The organism is Ensifer sp. R-19 (assembly GCF_049905105.1).
Classification (GTDB): Bacteria; Pseudomonadota; Alphaproteobacteria; order Rhizobiales; family Rhizobiaceae; genus Ensifer.
On the sequence record NZ_CP184570.1, the window covers coordinates 701,689 to 718,960 of the forward strand.

General features: G+C 62.3%; 18 protein-coding genes and 1 pseudogene. 16 read left to right on the plus strand and 3 right to left on the minus strand.

Annotated elements, in window-relative coordinates; translation table 11 throughout:
* Positions 1-10 precede the first annotated feature (10 nt).
* Positions 11-217: pseudogene (locus ACN9MO_RS22535) on the plus strand (SDR family NAD(P)-dependent oxidoreductase); the annotation flags it as partial.
* Between the two features lie 13 nt (positions 218-230).
* Positions 231-617 (plus strand): hypothetical protein, encoded by a 387-nt coding sequence (locus ACN9MO_RS22540; RefSeq protein ID WP_425987851.1) that lies wholly within the window; start codon positions 231-233, stop codon positions 615-617.
* A 326-nt stretch (positions 618-943) separates the two neighbouring features.
* Here ACN9MO_RS22540 and ACN9MO_RS22545 read toward each other — a convergent pair whose 3' ends face one another.
* Positions 944-1,876 (minus strand): LysR family transcriptional regulator, encoded by a 933-nt coding sequence (locus ACN9MO_RS22545; RefSeq protein ID WP_057248686.1) that lies wholly within the window; start codon positions 1,874-1,876, stop codon positions 944-946.
* 90 nt (positions 1,877-1,966) lie between these two features.
* Here ACN9MO_RS22545 and speB point away from each other — a divergent pair, with 90 nt between their 5' ends.
* From speB to ACN9MO_RS22580, 7 genes are all read left to right on the plus strand, one after another.
* Positions 1,967-2,944, plus strand: a complete 978-nt coding sequence (gene speB, locus ACN9MO_RS22550; protein ID WP_057248685.1) for an agmatinase — start codon at positions 1,967-1,969, stop codon at positions 2,942-2,944.
* Between the two features lie 56 nt (positions 2,945-3,000).
* Positions 3,001-4,509 (plus strand): aldehyde dehydrogenase family protein, encoded by a 1,509-nt coding sequence (locus ACN9MO_RS22555; protein WP_113133845.1) that lies wholly within the window; start codon positions 3,001-3,003, stop codon positions 4,507-4,509.
* 109 nt (positions 4,510-4,618) lie between these two features.
* Positions 4,619-4,786 (plus strand): hypothetical protein, encoded by a 168-nt coding sequence (locus tag ACN9MO_RS22560; RefSeq protein WP_110881590.1) that lies wholly within the window; start codon positions 4,619-4,621, stop codon positions 4,784-4,786.
* 1 nt (position 4,787) lies between these two features.
* Positions 4,788-6,251, plus strand: a complete 1,464-nt coding sequence (locus tag ACN9MO_RS22565; RefSeq protein WP_057248683.1) for a cytosine permease — start codon at positions 4,788-4,790, stop codon at positions 6,249-6,251.
* Positions 6,252-6,267: 16 nt separating this feature from the next.
* A complete protein-coding gene (gene betA / locus ACN9MO_RS22570; protein WP_057248682.1) occupies positions 6,268-7,953 on the plus strand; it encodes a choline dehydrogenase in 1,686 nt (561 codons plus the stop codon).
* 406 nt (positions 7,954-8,359) lie between these two features.
* The gene (locus ACN9MO_RS22575; RefSeq protein WP_057248799.1) at positions 8,360-8,593 is read left to right on the plus strand and encodes a type II toxin-antitoxin system ParD family antitoxin; all 234 of its coding nucleotides are present in this window, start codon (positions 8,360-8,362) and stop codon (positions 8,591-8,593) included.
* Positions 8,590-8,919: a type II toxin-antitoxin system RelE/ParE family toxin gene (locus ACN9MO_RS22580; RefSeq protein ID WP_057248680.1), complete on the plus strand. Its 330-nt coding sequence runs from the start codon at positions 8,590-8,592 to the stop codon at positions 8,917-8,919. The genes ACN9MO_RS22575 and ACN9MO_RS22580 overlap by 4 nt, the downstream gene beginning before the upstream one ends.
* A 118-nt stretch (positions 8,920-9,037) precedes the next feature.
* Here ACN9MO_RS22580 and ACN9MO_RS22585 read toward each other — a convergent pair whose 3' ends face one another.
* Positions 9,038-9,895 (minus strand): LysR family transcriptional regulator, encoded by an 858-nt coding sequence (locus ACN9MO_RS22585; RefSeq protein WP_057248679.1) that lies wholly within the window; start codon positions 9,893-9,895, stop codon positions 9,038-9,040.
* A gap of 92 nt (positions 9,896-9,987) precedes the next feature.
* On the opposite strand from ACN9MO_RS22585, the gene ACN9MO_RS22590 reads away from it, so the two are divergent.
* The 4 genes from ACN9MO_RS22590 (at position 9,988) to ACN9MO_RS22605 (ending at position 12,715) form a co-directional block, all read left to right on the plus strand.
* A complete protein-coding gene (locus tag ACN9MO_RS22590; RefSeq protein WP_057248678.1) occupies positions 9,988-10,773 on the plus strand; it encodes an SDR family oxidoreductase in 786 nt (261 codons plus the stop codon).
* A 17-nt stretch (positions 10,774-10,790) separates the two neighbouring features.
* A complete protein-coding gene (locus ACN9MO_RS22595) occupies positions 10,791-11,498 on the plus strand; it encodes a ribonuclease activity regulator RraA (protein WP_057248677.1) in 708 nt (235 codons plus the stop codon).
* Positions 11,495-12,421, plus strand: coding sequence for a dihydrodipicolinate synthase family protein (locus tag ACN9MO_RS22600; protein WP_113133844.1), 927 nt, complete (start codon positions 11,495-11,497; stop codon positions 12,419-12,421). Before ACN9MO_RS22595 ends, ACN9MO_RS22600 begins: the two co-directional genes overlap by 4 nt.
* Positions 12,422-12,592: 171 nt before the next feature.
* On the plus strand, positions 12,593-12,715 hold the full coding sequence (locus ACN9MO_RS22605; RefSeq protein ID WP_256436675.1) for a hypothetical protein: 123 nt from the start codon (positions 12,593-12,595) through the stop codon (positions 12,713-12,715).
* Between the two features lie 126 nt (positions 12,716-12,841).
* Here the strand turns inward: ACN9MO_RS22605 and ACN9MO_RS22610 are convergent, their stop codons facing one another.
* Entirely contained in the window at positions 12,842-14,275 is a 1,434-nt protein-coding gene (locus ACN9MO_RS22610; protein WP_425987861.1) for an aldehyde dehydrogenase family protein, read from the minus strand.
* Between the two features lie 220 nt (positions 14,276-14,495).
* On the opposite strand from ACN9MO_RS22610, the gene ACN9MO_RS22615 reads away from it, so the two are divergent.
* Genes ACN9MO_RS22615 through ACN9MO_RS22625 form a run of 3 tightly spaced genes read left to right on the plus strand, consistent with a single transcriptional unit; the run spans position 14,496 to position 17,174 of the window.
* A complete protein-coding gene (locus ACN9MO_RS22615) occupies positions 14,496-15,530 on the plus strand; it encodes an ABC transporter substrate-binding protein (protein ID WP_057251181.1) in 1,035 nt (344 codons plus the stop codon).
* Between the two features lie 4 nt (positions 15,531-15,534).
* Complete coding sequence (locus ACN9MO_RS22620; protein WP_057251116.1) at positions 15,535-16,338, plus strand: ABC transporter ATP-binding protein; 804 nt, start codon at positions 15,535-15,537, stop codon at positions 16,336-16,338.
* Positions 16,338-17,174: an ABC transporter permease gene (locus ACN9MO_RS22625; RefSeq protein ID WP_057251117.1), complete on the plus strand. Its 837-nt coding sequence runs from the start codon at positions 16,338-16,340 to the stop codon at positions 17,172-17,174. The genes ACN9MO_RS22620 and ACN9MO_RS22625 overlap by 1 nt, the downstream gene beginning before the upstream one ends.
* The last annotated feature ends 98 nt before the right edge of the window (positions 17,175-17,272 follow it).

The window sequence follows — 17,272 nt, forward strand, 5'->3', positions numbered from 1 at the left end:
TCCAGCCGCCGATTTCGACCGGGTGATCGCCATTAACCTGCGCGGCAGCTTCTTCGTTGGAAAAATGGCGATCGGGCTGATGGAGGGGACGGTGGAGGGGACGGCCCGTCTGATCATGACCGCGTCCGACATGGCCTATCACCGCCGCGAGACCTTCTCGCCCTATGTCGCCTCCAAGCATGGGGTGCTCGGGCTGGTGCGCTCCTGGGCGAAGGAATTTGCACCGCGGGTTGGAATGCGATGCCGGCCGCCTGGTGGAACTGCCCTCGCACTGGGGCCTCGACGACTGGCCGCAATATGTCCAGTCGATGGATCTCGACCACATGATGCCGATCCGCGCGCCGGAGCAGGGGCTTTGCCGCCCCGCGCAGGAGTTCGAGGCCGCCTACCGGCACGGCGCGCCCTGGGTGCCGGTCGTTCACCCATTCGCCACCGGACGCTTTGCGCGCTGGGAAGTGGTGCATCGCTTCCTTGAGCAGGTTCTTAAGCGCGGGGACGTCTGGTTCGCGCCGATGGAGGAGATCGCAGCGCATGTGCGCACGGTCGTCGACAAGGGACTGTGGTCGCCGCGGATCGACCGGCTGCCCTATTACGCCGAGCCCGTTCGGGTTCGGTAGGACAGGAAGTGAAAATGCTGCGCGGCATCGGCTACTTGGTTGCAGATCGGGGCGATAGGGACGCGAGCAGTGAAACTGCGGTCTGCCTTGCGCTTTCCGGCTGGGCAGGGCGCATGCTGCGCCGCTTTGCACCATGTCTGCCCTCAGCGATGCGGCGGTTGCTGCACCTCGACCGGCCCAAGATCATTTCATCGTTTCATCGAAACAGTGAAATGATCCAACTCGTTGAAGCAACGCTACTCCGGACGGAAACCGTTTCACACTTTTCCTGGAATTGTCCTAGGACTGAACCGTCTGCCCCCGGTTTCCGGGGCCAGCGGAAAACATCAGTGCGGCTTTCGTACGCTCTCGGTGATCGCCTCTGCCAGGGTTTCGGCCGCGCGTGAAGGCTTGTTGCGGGGATAGGCGATATGGAACATATCCTCGAAGGTCATGCGCTCGGGGGCAAGGACCCTGAGGCGGCCGGTGCGCACCCATTCCTCTGCATAATGATCGGGCAGGAAGCCGATGTAAGCACCGGAAAGCAGAAGCAGCAGTGTGCCCTCCATATGCGGCGTTGCGGCGGCCCAGGTGAAGTTCACGCCGCAGATCGTCTCGTTGAGCATATAGGTGCGGCCGGCAAAGGACTGGGATGCCAGCATCGCGTCGGTGAGCTCTTCGTCGGGGCGGGTAAAGAGCTGGTGGCGCTCGGCGCAATAGAGCTTCTGGACTTCGGAAAACACCGGCTGGCTGCGGACATGCGGCGTGACGCTGCCGACCGATGGCATGAGCACGACCTGGTAGGAGCCGTTCAGTAGCCCCTGGTGCAGCACCTGCGGTGCTGCGACATCGATTTCCAGATGCACGCGCGGCGCTTTCGCATGGAAGCTGGCGAGCGCGCCCTGAAGGTCGAGTTCGCCATTGGTGATCATCGCATCGACGGTGCCGAAGCTGAGATTGCCGGAAAGCTCACCCTGCGCCTCGCCGATGCGGCTCTGGAATTTCTCCAGCGAGCCGAAGAGTTCGAGCGCCGCGTCATAGACGAGCCGCCCTTCCTCCGTTAGCTGGAAACCGCTGCGGCCGCGGGTGCACAGGCGCAAGGCCAGCCGCTGTTCCAGATTGCGCATATGGGTGGAGATTGTCGCCTGCGTCATGCCGAGCGCTGACTGCGCGGCGGAAAAGCCGCCGTGCTGCACGACTGAGGCAAAGACGCGCAGCAGCCGGAGCTCGGCATCGCCGAGCGACAGGTTGAGAACGCGGTGGCGAACCTTGTTGATCATGCATTGATTAAGTCACAACTAAACATCCAATCATAGATATTTTTAAGCGTATCGACCTTCCGCACACTCCTTCACCTGTGGAGGAGACACATGACCAGCAATTCCTATGAAACCGGGCGTCTGAACCTGCCGTTTGTCGGCATCTGCACCTTCGGCAAATATCCCTACCAGCCGGACTGGGACGCCATCGACGCCGACGTGGCGATCCTCGGTGCACCGTTCGACTGCGGCACCCAGTGGCGTGCCGGCACCCGCTTCGGGCCGCGCTCGATCCGCGAAGCCTCGACCCTGTTCTCCTTCGGCCACGGCGGCGCCTACGATCATGAGGACGACGTCACCTATCTGCCGAGCGGCGCGGTCTCGATCGTCGATATCGGCGATGCCGATATCGTCCACACCGACACGATGAAGAGCCACGCCAATATCGAGTTCGGCGTGCGCAAGATTTTGGCGGCCGGCGCACTGCCGGTGGTGCTGGGCGGCGATCATTCCATCAACATCCCCTGCGTCAATGCCTTTGCCGAGGACTGCGAGAAGAACGGTCCGATCCACATCGTGCAGATCGACGCCCATCTCGATTTCGTCGACGAGCGCCATGGCGTGCGCTACGGCCACGGCAACCCGATGCGCCGCGCGGCAGAAAAGCCCTATGTCAGCGGCCTGTCGCAGCTTGGCATCCGCAACGTCTCCTCCACCGCCAAGGAAGGCTATGAGGATGCCCGCAAGATGGGCTCCGACATCCTTTCGGTCCGTCAGATCCGGGCGTTGGGCATAGAGGGCGTGGTGGACCGCATCCCCGCCGATGCGCGCTATTACGTCACCATCGACATCGATGGCTTCGATCCGTCGATCGCGCCGGGTACCGGCACGCCGTCGCATGGCGGCTTCATCTATTACGAGGTGCTGGAGATCCTGGCGGCGCTCGCCAAGCGCGGGAACATTGTCGGCATCGATCTGGTCGAGGTTGCCCCCGACTACGACCACACCGGAGGCACCTCCATTCTGGCCGCGCAGGTTCTCATGAACCTCATCGGCCGCGTCATGCATGCAAGAGCCGAAAAACGCTGAGCAAAGACCCCGGGAAGGGCCGGCACGCCAGCGGCGGCCGACGAGGAGGAAGAGACATGGACGAAAGCGTCCGCAATTATCTGGATCAATACGGCGTCAGCGATGCGACGCGGCGGTTTCTGGCCAAGCCCCAGAAGATGTTCATCGGCGGCGCCTGGGTCGACAGCGGCAATGGCGCGACCTTCGACATTTTCGAGCCCTCCACCGGCGGCCTGATCACCCGCGCGCCCTCGGGCACCACGGACGATCTCGACCGGGCCGTCCGCGCTGCCCGCGCCCAGTTCGATGGCGGCGCATGGCGTCTCCTCAAGCCACTCGAGCGCGAACGCCTCCTGCATCGCCTTGCCGACCTCATCGAGACCCATGCCGACGAACTGGCGGAAATCGAAGCCATCGACATGGGCAAGTCGGTGACCTTCGCCCGCGAGATCGACATCCAGGGCACGGTTGATACGTTCCGCTATTTCGCCGGCTGGCCGACAAAGCTGCATGGCCGCACCGTCGAACCTTCCATTCCCGGCAATTATCTCGCCTATACCCGCAAGGAACCGCTCGGCATCGTCGCCGCCATCGTGCCGTGGAACTTCCCGCTGCAGACCATGGCGTGGAAGCTCGCGGCTGCCCTTGCTGTCGGCTGCACCGTCATCGTCAAGCCGGCGGAACTCACCTCGCTATCCACCCTGCGCTTTGCCGAACTGGTGCAGGAGGCCGGCATTCCCGATGGCGTGGTCAATATCGTCACGGGCAAGGGCAGCGTCATCGGCGCGGCCATGTCGACCCATCCGGGCATCGACAAGGTCACCTTTACCGGCTCGACGCCGGTCGGGCAGGAGGTCGGCCGCACGGCGGTCGGCAATCTGAAGCATGTGACGCTGGAACTCGGCGGCAAATCGCCGGTGCTGGTGCTCGACGATGCCGATCTGGCAAGCGCTGCCCGTGCAGTGGCAAACGGCGTGTTCTTCAACTCCGGTCAGGTCTGCGATGCCGGCACCCGCGTCTATGTCCAGCAGTCGGTGCATGACGCGTTCCTCGAAGAGCTGGTCGCTGTCACCCGCACGCTGAAGCTTGCGCCGGGTCTCGACCGCGATTGCTACATCGGCCCCATGGTCTCGGCGCAGCAGAAAAAGGTGGTTTCCAGCTATATCGAGGCCGGTCGCCGCGAGGGCGCGGAGCTGATCCATGGCGGCGGCAGTCCCGACCGACCTGGCCATTTCATCGAACCGGCAATCTTTGCCTATTGCAAGCCGGAGATGAGCATCGTGCGCGAGGAGATTTTTGGGCCGGTGCTGGTCACCAGCCCTTTCGACACGCTGGAGGACGCGGTTTCGCTGGCGAACGACACGCCGTTCGGCCTTGCCGCCGCGATCTACTCGAACGATCTCGCGCGCGTGCACACGCTCATCCCGCGCCTGCATGCGGGTTCCGTCTACGTCAATGCCCACAGCACCATCGATCCTTCCATGCCCTTCGGCGGCTTCAAGGCTTCGGGCTTCGGCAAGGACCTGGGGCCGGAGCAACTCGACTACCTCATGGAGACCAAGGCGGTGTGGATCACATTGCCGTAAACCTTGCGGCCGCCGCCCATGGGCGGCCGCTTCGCACCACCGGCGGCTGATGGAGCCGCCTTTCATCGCAGAAAGACGCCGAAGGCGCGACGCGATAGGGGAACCAAAAATGGAAAACGATATCGCCTGGCAGAACGAACTGGGACGCCGCGCCCGCATCTATGAAGACATCGAGGCGGGTCACCGCTTCGAAGGCACGATGACCGCCCTCGATTATGCCGGCATGACCGTGCTGACGCTCGTGCTGGTCCTCGGCTCCTGGTTCTGGGGGGCATGAGATGACCGAACACGTCGCCAATGGCGGGCTTGCCGCCGCTGAAATCCAACGGGAGGAAGCTTCTGCCAACCGTGCCGCTGCCGAACGCGGCGATGCACCGCTTCTGCCCTCGGAACGGCTCTGGGGCTTCTGGGAATTCACCTACGCCAATTCGGCGCTTGCCATCGCCACCTGGGCCTTCCTGATCGGCGGCTCCGTCGGTCTTTTCGTCGGACCGAAGGAGGGCATTGCCGCCATCATCATCGGCAATATCGTCGGTGTCATGCTGACGGCACTCGCCACCACGCCGCTTTCCGGCCGCTACGGCATCGAGCAGTTCGTCGCGCTGCGCAGCCAGTTCGGTTATAACGGCAGCCGCGTTGTCTATGTGCTGGCCGTCGTGGTGCTCACCATGGGCTGGCTTGCGGTGCTGGCCATGATGTTCGGCCGCTCGATCGACGGGTTGACGGCGCTGAGCTCCGGCGAGGCCGCCAACCCGACCGGCATCAAGATGATCGTCGCCGCCGTCGGCGCCATCCTCGTTACCTGGTTCATCGTCGCCAAGGGGCCAACCTCGATCAAGTTCTTCAACATGGTCGTCTCGCCCGCGCTGGTGATCCTGATGATCGTGATGCTCTACCTCATTCTCCAGCACCGCTCCTTCTCCGAGCTGCTGGCGATGCCGGCGCTTTCCCCGCCGTTTGAGGATAATACGCTCAACTTCATTATCGCTATCGAAGTGAACCTTGCCGCCGGCTTCTCCTGGTGGCCCTATATCGGCAATCTCGCCCGCCTCACCAAGAACGAACGTACCGCCTTCTGGCCGAACATCCTCGGCATTTTCGGCGCCGCCGCACTCGGCGAAATTGTCGGCCTGCTCGCAGCCGTCGCACTCGGTGACAGCGACCCGACGATCTGGATGACCAAGATCGCCGGGCCCGTCATCGGCATCATCGCGCTGCTCTTCGTCGCCTTCGCCAACATGACCTCGATGGCCAACATCCTTTACACCTCCATCGTCGGTCTCCGGCAGGTGGGCACGGCCTCGGTGCGGGCCACCTCCTGGGGGGCGATCCTCTTCCTGTTCTGCGTCATCCCGCTCGGCCTCGTGGTCTTCTATCCGCAGATGTATGACGGCTTCTTCATCTTCCTCGTCTGGACCTCGGCGCTCAATTCCGCGCTCGCCGGCATCGGCATTGCCGATTACTTCTTCCTGCGCGGCCAGAAGCTCGACATGCGCAGCCTGCACGGCCCGCAGGAAAACGGTCCCTACCGTTTCTGGGGTGGCTTCAATCCCATCGGCCTCTTTGCGCTTGCCATCGGCTTCGGGGTCTACGTGCTCGTCTTCAATCCGCAGACGCTCGCGAGCCTGCCGGCCTTCAAGTACCTCACCGCCTCCGTGCCTTCCTGCCTTGCAGCCGGCGCGGTCCACTATGCCTTGACCCGGCTTTTCGCCCGCGGACGTGGCTGGGGCCTCTATCCGTAATATCGGGATGACTGCCATGAGCGATACCTACGACTACATCATCATCGGCGCCGGATCGGCCGGCTGCGTGCTCGCCAACCGGCTTTCGGAAGACCCGGCCGTAAAAGTCCTGGTCCTCGAATACGGCGGCAGCGACAAGTCGATCTTCATTCAGATGCCGACGGCGCTGTCCATCCCGATGAACGGCACGAAATACAACTGGAAATACATGACCCTGCCGGAGCCCGGCCTCGACGGCCGCCGGGTCCACTGCCCGCGTGGAAAGGTCATCGGCGGTTCCTCCTCGATCAACGGGCTTGTCTACATGCGCGGCCATGCCCGCGACTTCGACGAGTGGGAGGAGCTTGGGGCGCGCGGCTGGCGCTATGCCAATTGCCTGCCCTATTTCCAGCGCGCCGAAAGCTGGCAGGACGGGGGCGACGCCTATCGCGGCGCCGCCGGCCCGCTCGCCACCAATGCCGGCAACAGGATGCGGAACCCGCTCTACCGGGCCTTCGTCGATGCCGGCCGCGAGGCGGGCTATATCACGACGAAAGACCCGAACGGCCATATGCAGGAGGGCTTCGGGCCGATGCACATGACCGTCAAGGACGGCGTGCGCTGGTCGACGGCCAATGCCTATCTCAAGCCGGCGATGAGCCGGCCGAACCTCACGGTCGTCACCCACGCCATGACGCGGCGTGTACTGCTCGAGGGAAAACGTGCCGTCGGCGTTGAATACGAGCTGGGTGGGGAGCGCGTCGTGGCGAAGGCAAGCCGCGAAGTGCTGATTTCCTCCGGCCCGATCGGCTCGCCGCACCTCCTGCAACGCTCCGGCATCGGCCCGGCTGCCGTGCTGCAAAAGGCGGGCGTCGAGGTGCTGCACGATCTGCCAGGCGTCGGCGAGAATCTGCAGGACCACTCCGAGGTCTACATCCAGTATGCCTGCAAGGAGCCGATCACGCTCAACGGCAAGATGGGGCTTTTGAGCAAAGCCCTGATCGGCGCGGAATGGCTGCTCTTCAAGAAGGGGCTTTCGGTCTCCAACCATTTCGAGAGCGGCGGCTTCATTCGTTCCGACGCCTCCCTCCAGTGGCCGGATATCCAGTTTCACTTCCTGCCCGCCGCCATGCGCTATGACGGCAAGAAGCCGCTCGACGGTCACGGTTTCATGGTGCTGACGGGGCCGAACAAGCCGAAGAGCCGCGGTTATGTGCGGCTGCGCTCGCCGGAGGCGCACGAGCAGCCGGATATCCTCTTCAACTATCTCGACCGCGAGGAGGACCGCGAAGGTTTTCGGCGCTGCCTGCGGCTCACCCGCGAAATCATCGCCCAACCCGCCTTCGACCGCTTCCGCGGCGAGGAGATCGCGCCCGGCAAGGATGTGCGCAGCAACGACGAGATCGACGCCTGGGTGCGTGAGACCATGGAAAGCACCTACCACCCCTGCGGCTCCTGCCGCATGGGCGAGGACGAGATGGCCGTCGTCGACAGCGAACTCCGGGTGCGCGGCATCGGCGGCCTCCGGGTCATCGACAGCTCCGTCTTCCCGGCAGAGCCGAACGCCAACCTCAACGCGCCGACGATCATGCTCGCCGAGCGTGGCTCAGACATGGTGCGCGGCAAGCCGCTGCTTGCTGCCTCCAATGCGGAGGTCGGCGCGGCTCCCGGCGTCGGCGTCACCCAGCGCAGCGGCAAACCGCTGCGTGCCTTTCGGCACTGAGGCGGCCGCGATGTTGCGGGGGATCGGCTATGTGGTTGCCCGGCGGGATCTGGACAATCCCGAGGAGCCGCGCGATTGGGCGCGCTTCATAGAGGCGCATTTTCGCGGGCTCCTGGTCCGCTTTGCCGGCTGGTCCCTTGGGGCTCGACGGCAGCAGCCTCAAGGCCAGGAAAGCGCCTCGGCGAAGCGGCCGAGATAGGACCGCATGCGCTCTGCGGGTACGCCGGCATAGTTCAGGCGGCCCCGGCGGTGCACCGCCATCCGCCTGTGCGAAACAAGGCCCGTGCCGGCCGAGTAGAATCCGCATCAGGTGAACGCCACCGCGTTAGGCATTATCGCGTCTCGTGAAAGTTGTTGGAATCAACCGTCCTTGCCATTTTTTGCCAAGGACGGTATTCTTTTTCACATGAGCACAATGAACATTTCTCTGCCGGACTATTTGAAGAGCTTCGTCGATGAGCAAGTCGCCGGGCGGGGCTATGGGACGAGCAGTGAGTATATCCGGGAGTTGATTCGTCGAGATCAGGACCGGCTCACATTGCGCAGGCTGTTGCTTGACGGTGCTTCCTCTGATCAGACTGAACCGGCCGACGCTGATTATTTCACCAGGTTGCGCGAACGAGTTCGGCAGGCCAAGTGAGTTACAAACGGATTATTCCACGTGAATTGGCTCGCAATGATGCCGAAGCGGCCGTCGACTATTACGCAAGCGAGGCGGGACCTGAAGTTGCCCACGGATTTATCGACGCTCTTCAAACGGCATACGATTTGATCGCGAACCATCCGGAATCTGGATCATTGAGATATTCGTACGAATTGGGATTACCTGATTTGCGGAACGTCTATTTGAAGAGATACCCATATCTCGTCTTCTATCGCGAGCAGGCTGATTATATCGACGTTTGGCGTGTGCTTCATGCCAAACGGGATATCCCGCAGTGGATGCAGGGCCCGGAAAGTCACTGATCTCTCGGAGATATCCACTGTTGGTCTACGAGCCCATCGTCGGGTCGGCTTCGAGCCATCGTGGTGCGCGTAAAGACCAGAACGAGGACGGCCCCTGCGGCCGGAAGTTCGGTCCGCTCTATAATCGAATGGCATCGAGAATGGCCTGTATCAGTCGGGCTGATGGCACGTTGCGAGGTCTGAGCAAGCCGATCTCGCGGCACGGTGCGTTGCGCAGCGGAAGCCGGGCAACGCGCAGGTTGTCGAAGAGGGACGAACGCCAGTCGGGCATGAGCGATACGCCTAGTCCAGCTTCAACCATGACCGATATGGCTTCGAGCGAGTCGAGTTCCAGCCACTCGCGAGGAAGAATCCGCTGGGATTGAAGATAGGCATCTGCCAAGCGGCCGCCCCAATTGCTTCTGTCGTATCGGATGAATGGTTGCTCGCGAAGCAAGCGGTCGGCGGTGAAGTTCGCGAGGTCGGGCGGCGCCAGAAGGACGAACGGCTCCGACCGGATCAGTTCCCAATGTAAGGTCTTGGGTATCGGGAAGGGCGGTTTGACGAGGATCGCCGCGTCGATCTTTTCCTCCAGCACGCTGTTATAGAGCTCTGCCGACGTTCCCGGCAGCAGGAAGATGTCGACGCCCGGCGTCGTGTCGAACACTTTTCGTAGCGCATTCGGAAGCAGGCCCGTCAGTGCCGTCGAGATGGCACCAAGCCGCAGTTCTCCGAATGCCTGGTCGTCGTGTGCCAGTCCTTTCAACTGTCTGACTTCCGATAGAACGCGTCGGCTCTTTTCAAGGATCGCGACGCCCGCTTCGGTTGGCTTCACCCGCCGGCCTGATCGCGCCAGAAGGGGCAGCCCGATCTCGTCTTCCAACGCCTGGATACGTTGCGCGACCGCGGCCGGCGTCACACCCAGGCGGCGCGACGCCTCAGCCAGAGAGCCGTGTTGAACGACGGCCAGGAAGGTTTCGAGAAAGCGGGTTTCCATCGATACTTTTACTATCGTCTGAAGGAATAAAAAGGAAGGTTTTTCTCTTGTTTGCGCGTTGCCATAGTGGCCCGGAAACAAAGGAGGAAGAGGTGGATCTACATTTGAACGGCAAGACGGCGCTTGTCTTCGGCGCCGGCGGTGGACTTGGCGGCGCAATCGCAAGGTCGCTTGCGGCCGAAGATGTTTCCGTCGTCGTCGCCGACATCCACGAGGAAAGCGCCAAGGCGACCGCGGATGCAATCAAGGCCGAGGGTGGCAAGGCCATTCCGCTCACCTGGGATATTGGCGACCTGTCCCTGGTTGGTCGGAAGCTCGACGCCATAAACAATGCGTTTGGCCCGGTCGACATCCTGGTCAACAACACCGGCGGCCCGCCGCCGACGCCGGCCGCAGGCCAGTCGCCCGACGATTGGTCGAAGTACTTCGACCTCATGGTTCGCTCGGTGATCGCGGTCACCGATGCCGTTCTGCCGACGATGCGCGAGCGCAAATGGGGACGCATCATCACCTCCACGTCTTCAGGCGTCGTCGCACCGATTGCAAATCTCGGGATTTCGAACAGCCTGCGCCTGGCGCTTGTGGGCTGGTCAAAAACCTTGGCGCGCGAGGTCGGGCGCGATGGCATCACCGCAAACATCGTGTTGCCGGGACGGATCGCCACCGGGCGGATCGTGTTCCTGGACGAGCAGAAGGCGAAGCGTGAAAACCGGCCGGTCGCCGACGTCACCGCCGAAAGTACCGGGTCCATTCCAGTCGGGCGCTACGGCGACCCGAAGGAATACGGCGACACCGTCACCTTCCTTGCCAGCCCCCGCGCATCCTACATCACCGGCTCCGTCATCCGCGTCGATGGCGGTCTGATCAACAGCATCTGATTTGGGCGAGATCGATCATGACACTTGAGCCTCACGTCGTTGAAACCCTGAAGGGCGTATCCACTGCGACGCTAACGACGGTTCTGCTCAAAAGAGGGCTTCGCAATGTCTGGATGCGTGGCACCAAGCCGCTGAAGCCTGGCCAGGGGCGGGTTGTCGGCAAGGCATTTACCCTGCGCTTCATCCCTGCCCGGGAGGACCTCGCCACGCCTGCGAGCTGGGCATCGCCGATCTCCACCCGGGCGGCGATCGAGGCGATGCCCGAGGGCTGTGTCGCGGTCGTCGACGCGATGGGCATCGGCGATGCCGGCATCTTCGGCGACATCCTGTGTGCCCGGATGGCGAAACGCAACGTTGTCGGCCTCGTCACCGACGGCGTGATGCGCGACGCCGAGGGAGTGTTGGCGAGCGGCATGAAGGTGTGGTGCAATGGCATCGCAGCACCGCCGTCGGTCGCAGGGCTGACCTTTGTCGGATGGCAGGAGCCGATCAATTGCGGCGGCGTTGCCGTGCTTCCGGACGACATTGTCGTGGTCGATGACGACGGTGCAGTCCTCATCCCGGCAGCGCTTCTCGACGAGGTGCTCGCCGAAGCGCCTGAACAGGAGCGCATGGAGGCCTGGATCATGAGTGAAGTCGATCGGGGCGTGCCGCTTCCCGGTCTTTACCCAATGAATGCAGAAACGAAGGCCCGGTATGAGGCCTGGAAGGACAGCCAGAAATGACGTTCAGCACGCAATCCAAGGGCGTCTACGCCATCGCAACCACCCCGTTCTTCGAGGACGGCTCGATTGATTTCAATTCGATCGACAAGCTGACGGACTTTTATGAGGAGAGCGGCTGCACCGGCGTCACGATCCTCGGCATCATGGGCGAGGCCCCGAAGCTCGAACCGGAGGAAAGCCGTGCCATCGTCAAGCGCGTGGTCTCCCGGTCCAAAATTCCGGTGATCGTCGGCGTCTCCGCTCCAGGTTTTGCCAGCATGCGCTCGTTGGCGCGTGACTCGATGGAAATGGGTGCCGCTGGCGTGATGATCGCTCCGCCTCCCGCCCTGCGCACCGATGACCAGATCGTCAACTACTTCGCCGGCGCGGTGGAAGCTGTCGGCGAGGATGTACCGTGGGTTCTCCAGGACTATCCGCTGACCCTCACGGTCGTCATGACATCAGGCGTCATCGCGAAGATCATGTCCAACCACACGTCCTGCCTGATGCTGAAGCACGAGGACTGGCCCGGCCTTGAAAAGATATCGAAGCTGCGCGCCATGCAGAAGGCGAAAGAACTTCGCGACTTTTCGGTGCTCTGCGGCAATGGCGGCATGTTCCTAGACTTCGAGCCGGAACGAGGCGCGGACGGAGCGATGACCGGCTATGGCTTCCCGGACATGCTCACCGAATTCATGGGATTGTTTGCGGCCGGAAAAAGGGATGAAGCGCACGATCTCTTCGATGCGCACCTGCCTTTGATCCGTTACGAGCAACAGCTTGGCATCGGCCTTGCCGTTCGCAAGCATGTTCTGAAACGCCGTGGCGTCATCGCCTCCGACGCCCAACGCAAGCCGGCCCAGATGCTGACCCCGACAGCGCGAACAGAAGTCGACTACCTGCTTGCTCGCGTCGCAAGGCATGACAAGCGCGCTGCCCTCTAGTCAGTTCGATCTCTCTGAGCCCGTTCGTAGCTGATCAAGAGCCGCGGACGGGCCTACAAAGTCATCCGTCGTATCTGCGCCTCTTCATCGCGATCTGTGCTGAGGCTCGCGAGGATGATACTTTGGCTTTGGCGATTGTCGAATACACCTGGCGAAGAACGAGGTTTGACGATGCAGGGCCAGGAAACCTTCCTTGATAGGATTTTGCGTATCGGCGTGATCGTTGCGGTCGCGCTCCTGCTTGCGGCGATCCAGTATGTGGTGTCGTCGCGCTCCCTCTATGCCGTCCTCTGAGAGCGGATTTAATCCCCAGAGTTGATGAGCCGCGTGTTAGCGGTTGCTGCGTCAGTCGGATCATTGGAATTGCCCCGCCGTTCAACACGTTAATCGCCAGTCGAACGGCGGGGTGAATGCTCACATCTACGCCGACGTGTAGGCCGTCTTGACGGTGGTGTAGAACTCGGCGGCGTAGCGGCCCTGCTCGCGCGAGCCATGGGACGAGCCCTTGCGGCCGCCGAAGGGCACGTGGAAATCGACGCCGGCCGTCGGCAGGTTGACCATGACCATGCCGGCCTCGGCATTGCGCTTGAAATGGGTCGCATGCTTGAGGCTGGTGGTGGCGATGCCCGAGGACAGGCCGAAGGGGGTGTCGTTGGCCACAGTGAGCGCCTCGTCGTAATCGCGGACGCGGATGACGGACGCGACCGGCCCGAAGATTTCTTCCCGCGAAATCCGCATCTGATTGGTCGCCTCGGTGAACAGCGCTGGCTGCAGGTAGAAGCCGGGCGTGTCGCGCTTCAGGAGCTCGCCGCCAAAGGCGAGCTTGGCGCCCTCCTGCTTGCCGATGGCGATGTAGTCGGTGTCCTGGTTGAGCTGGCTCTCATCGACCACCGGGCCGATATGGGTGCCGGATTTCAAGGCATCGTCGATCGTCAGCCCCTTCATCCGTTCGCCCATGGCGGCCACGAAGCGATCGTGGATGCCCTCGGTGACGATGATGCGCGAGGAGGCGGTGCAGCGCTGGCCGGTGGAGAAGAAGGCGGAGTTGACCGCGGCCTCGACCGCCACCGACAGATCGGCATCGTCGAGCACGACGAAGGGGTTCTTGCCGCCCATCTCCAGCTGGTATTTGCGATTGTGCTCGACCGAGGCCAGCGCCACGCGTTTGCCCGTGCCGGTCGAGCCGGTGAAGGTGATGGCGTGGATATCGGGGCTGTCGAGCATCGCCTGGCCGACGACCGAGCCCTTGCCCATGACGAGGTTCAACACGCCCTTCGGCAGGCCGGCGCGATGGAGGATGTCGACGATGGCCCAGGAACTGCCGGGCACCAGTTCGGCCGGCTTGAAGACGACGGTGTTGCCGTAACAAAGCGCCGGCGCGATCTTCCAGGCGGGGATGGCGATCGGGAAGTTCCAGGGCGTGATGATGCCGACGACGCCGACCGGCTCGCGGGTGATCTCGACGCCGATATTGGGTCGCGCCGACGGCAGAACTTCGCCCGCCAGTCGCAGGCATTCGCCGGCGAAGAAGTCGAAGATCTGGCCGGCACGCACCGTCTCGCCGATGCCTTCGACCAGCGTCTTGCCTTCCTCGCGCGACAACAGCCTTCCGAGCTCGTCCTTGCGGGCAAGGATCTCGTCGGCGGTCTTCCTCAGGATCGCGTGGCGCTCGAGGATGCCGGAGTGCGACCAGGCCGGAAACGCTTCCTTTGCAGCGGCGATCGCGGCGCGGGCATCGTCGGCAGACGCACGGGCATATTCGCCCACCACATCGTTGGTGTTCGATGGATTGATGTTGCGGGACACTTCGCTACTGGCGATCCATTCCCCGTCGATCAGGTTCTTCTGCACCATATCTATACCTCCGCGGCGTTCAGACTTTGATCCTGTCTTCGCTTATCGGACGGGATCGAACTCGCACAAAGCACAATCTTTCGAGCCCGCCATTGCCGAAACGGCAAACCTGAATGGCCCTTGAGCGTTGCCATATCGGCAATACCAACCGCTAAAAATTGTGCTTTATGAGATGCCAAATTCCATCATCATCGACCCCATAACAAGCAAGGGGAACGATATGTCTCGTTTTATGATGAACCGCCGAGGTTTCCTTTCGAATGCGGCCGCAATGGGCGCGATTGCTGCGACCCATAGCCTTATCAATGTTTCGCCCGGTCTAGCCGCCGATTCCACGACGATTCGGATGCAGCTCGGCTGGCTGCCTTCCAACGGGCTTCTTGGAGAACTCGTTGCCCGCAGGAAGGGTTACTACGCCGAGAAGAGCATCGAGCTCGAAATCGTGCCTGGCGGACCGAATGTCGACGGCGTTGCTGGCGTCGCCGTCGGCCAGTCGACGATCGGCCAGATCTCCTCCAGCCCATCGGTGATGCTGGCACGTTCGGCCGGCGCGCCGATCAAGGCATTCGCAGCCGGCTACCAGAAACATCCCTTCGCGTACTTCTCCCGCAAGGCAAACCCGATTGCCAAGCCTCAGGACATGATCGGCAAGACGATCGCAGCGATCCCGACTTCGGTCATTCTGCTTCGTGCGCTCCTCGCCAAGAACGGGATATCGGAAGACCAGGTCAAGATCGTCAACATGGGTTCGGACATGAACCAGCTCGTGACCGGCCAGGCTGATGCGGTCTGTGGCTGGCTGACGAATGTCAACGCCTTGAAGGTTCTGGGTGATGACCGGGTCGACCTGACGCTATGGGACGGCGGTATCCGCCTCTATGCCAACGTCTACTATACCACCGACGACCAGCTGCAAAATCACGCGGACCACCTTGCTGCATTCGTGTCGGGTTCGGCACGCGGATGGGGCCATGCGCGCGATCACCAGGAAGAGGCCGTCGACATCCTGCTCGAATCCTACCCGAACCTGGACAAGGCGAGCGAGATCGAGGCCATCGGGCCGCTGATGAAGTTCGTGTTCAACGAAACCACCGCTACCGAGGGATGGGGTGGCATGGACCAGGCAAACTGGGAAGAGCAGATCAAGACCTATGCGGATCTCGGACAGTTCACGGGCCCCGTCCCGAATGCAGACGACGTCTACACGATGGCAATCCTGGATGCGACAGCCGATGTCCGCAAGAGCGTAGGTTAAGGCGATGCTGGAAACGCGTAGCAGACCCAACCAGGCAGCAGTCGGTAGCTCCGCCGTGTCGGTGAAGAATCTTCATATCCGCTTCGGCGCAGATGACTCCGGCTTCACCGCACTCTCCGACGTCTCGGTCGAGATACCTGCCGGCTCGCTCGTGACCATGCTCGGCCCGTCCGGCTGCGGCAAGTCCACCCTGTTGCGCACGGTCGCGGATCTCGTGCACATCACCGATGGCTCCGTGTCCGTGCATGGCCAGACGCCGCGCAAGGCGCGCGAGGGCCGCGATTTCGCCTTCGTCTTCCAGGAGGCGACGTTGCTGCCATGGCGCAATGTGATCGACAATGTGCGTCTCCCGCTGCTGGTGGGAAAACGCGAAGCGGGTGCGACCTACGCGGATCCGGAAGAACTTCTGGCTCTCGTCGGGCTGAAGGGGCGCGAAAAGGCGATGCCGCACGAACTGTCGGGCGGCCAACGCCAACGCGTGGCGATCGCCCGCGCGCTGGTGACCCGGCCCCGCATCCTGTTGATGGATGAGCCCTTCGGCGCGCTCGACGAGATCACGCGCGACAAGTTGAACGAAGAGTTGCTGCGCCTCTGGCAGGAAACCGGGACCACCATCCTCTTCGTTACCCATTCGATCCCCGAGGCGGTCTTTCTCGGTCAACATCTGCTGATGCTCGCGGCCCATCCGGGCCGAGTGAAGGAGTTCATGAAGGTCGACTTACCCTATCCGCGGTCTCTCGCGATGCGCGACACGGTCGAGTTCATTAAGGTTACCGCCTATCTGCGCAAACTTTTGGGAGAATGCTGATGGCAAATGCCCTACCATCACAAGCGGATGGCCGCGACTTGACTGACGGCAACAGGTTCAGGGCGCTCGACGCTGCCGTCAGCGCTGCCCTGCGACATCTGCCGGCGACGCTTGCGATCCTTGGTTGCATCCTGCTTTGGCAGCTCGTCGTCTGGGGCTTTTCGGTGCCAACGTTCATGGCGCCCGGGCCAGTCGACGTCATCAAGGCCTTCGGCGAAAACGCCGGCATCCTGTGGACGAACTTCTGGCCGACGCTCATGGAAGCGGTTCTCGGCTTCATATTCGGCAATGTCATTGCCGTTCTTCTGGCGGTCTGGTTCGTCCACAGCCCGCTCGCCGAGCGCGCCTTCTATCCGATCGCCGTGATCATCAAGTCGATCCCGATCATCGCGCTGGCGCCGATCCTGGTGCTGCTCGTCGGCAACGGCATCGCACCGAAGATCATCATTGCAGGCCTGATCTGTTTCTTCCCGACCCTCGTCAACATGGTCCAGGGACTGAAGTCGGCGAGCCCCGCAATGCTCGATCTGATGCGCATCCTGTCTGCCAGCAACTCCGAAATCTTCTGGAGGGTTCGCCTGCCAGGCTCGCTGCCTTTCCTTTTCGCTGCGCTGAAGATTGCGGCAACCAGCAGCGTGATGGGCGCGATTGTCGCCGAGTGGATCGGCTCCAGCTACGGCCTCGGCGCCCTGATCATCGAGGCGACCTACAATTTCCGTTCGCCTCTGCTCTATGCGACAGTGGTGATTGCGGCTTCGCTTGCCGTGGTTCTCTTCTTCGCTGTTTCGTTCGCGGAATCGAAGATCGTCCGTTGGAAACCGACGACGGACCACTGACCCCCAAACCCCTTGCTGCCGGACCTGGATATCCGGGTCCGGTCAACCGACGAAGTCACTGGCTGTGAGCTCCTCACATTTCGCCGGACAGGTCCCCT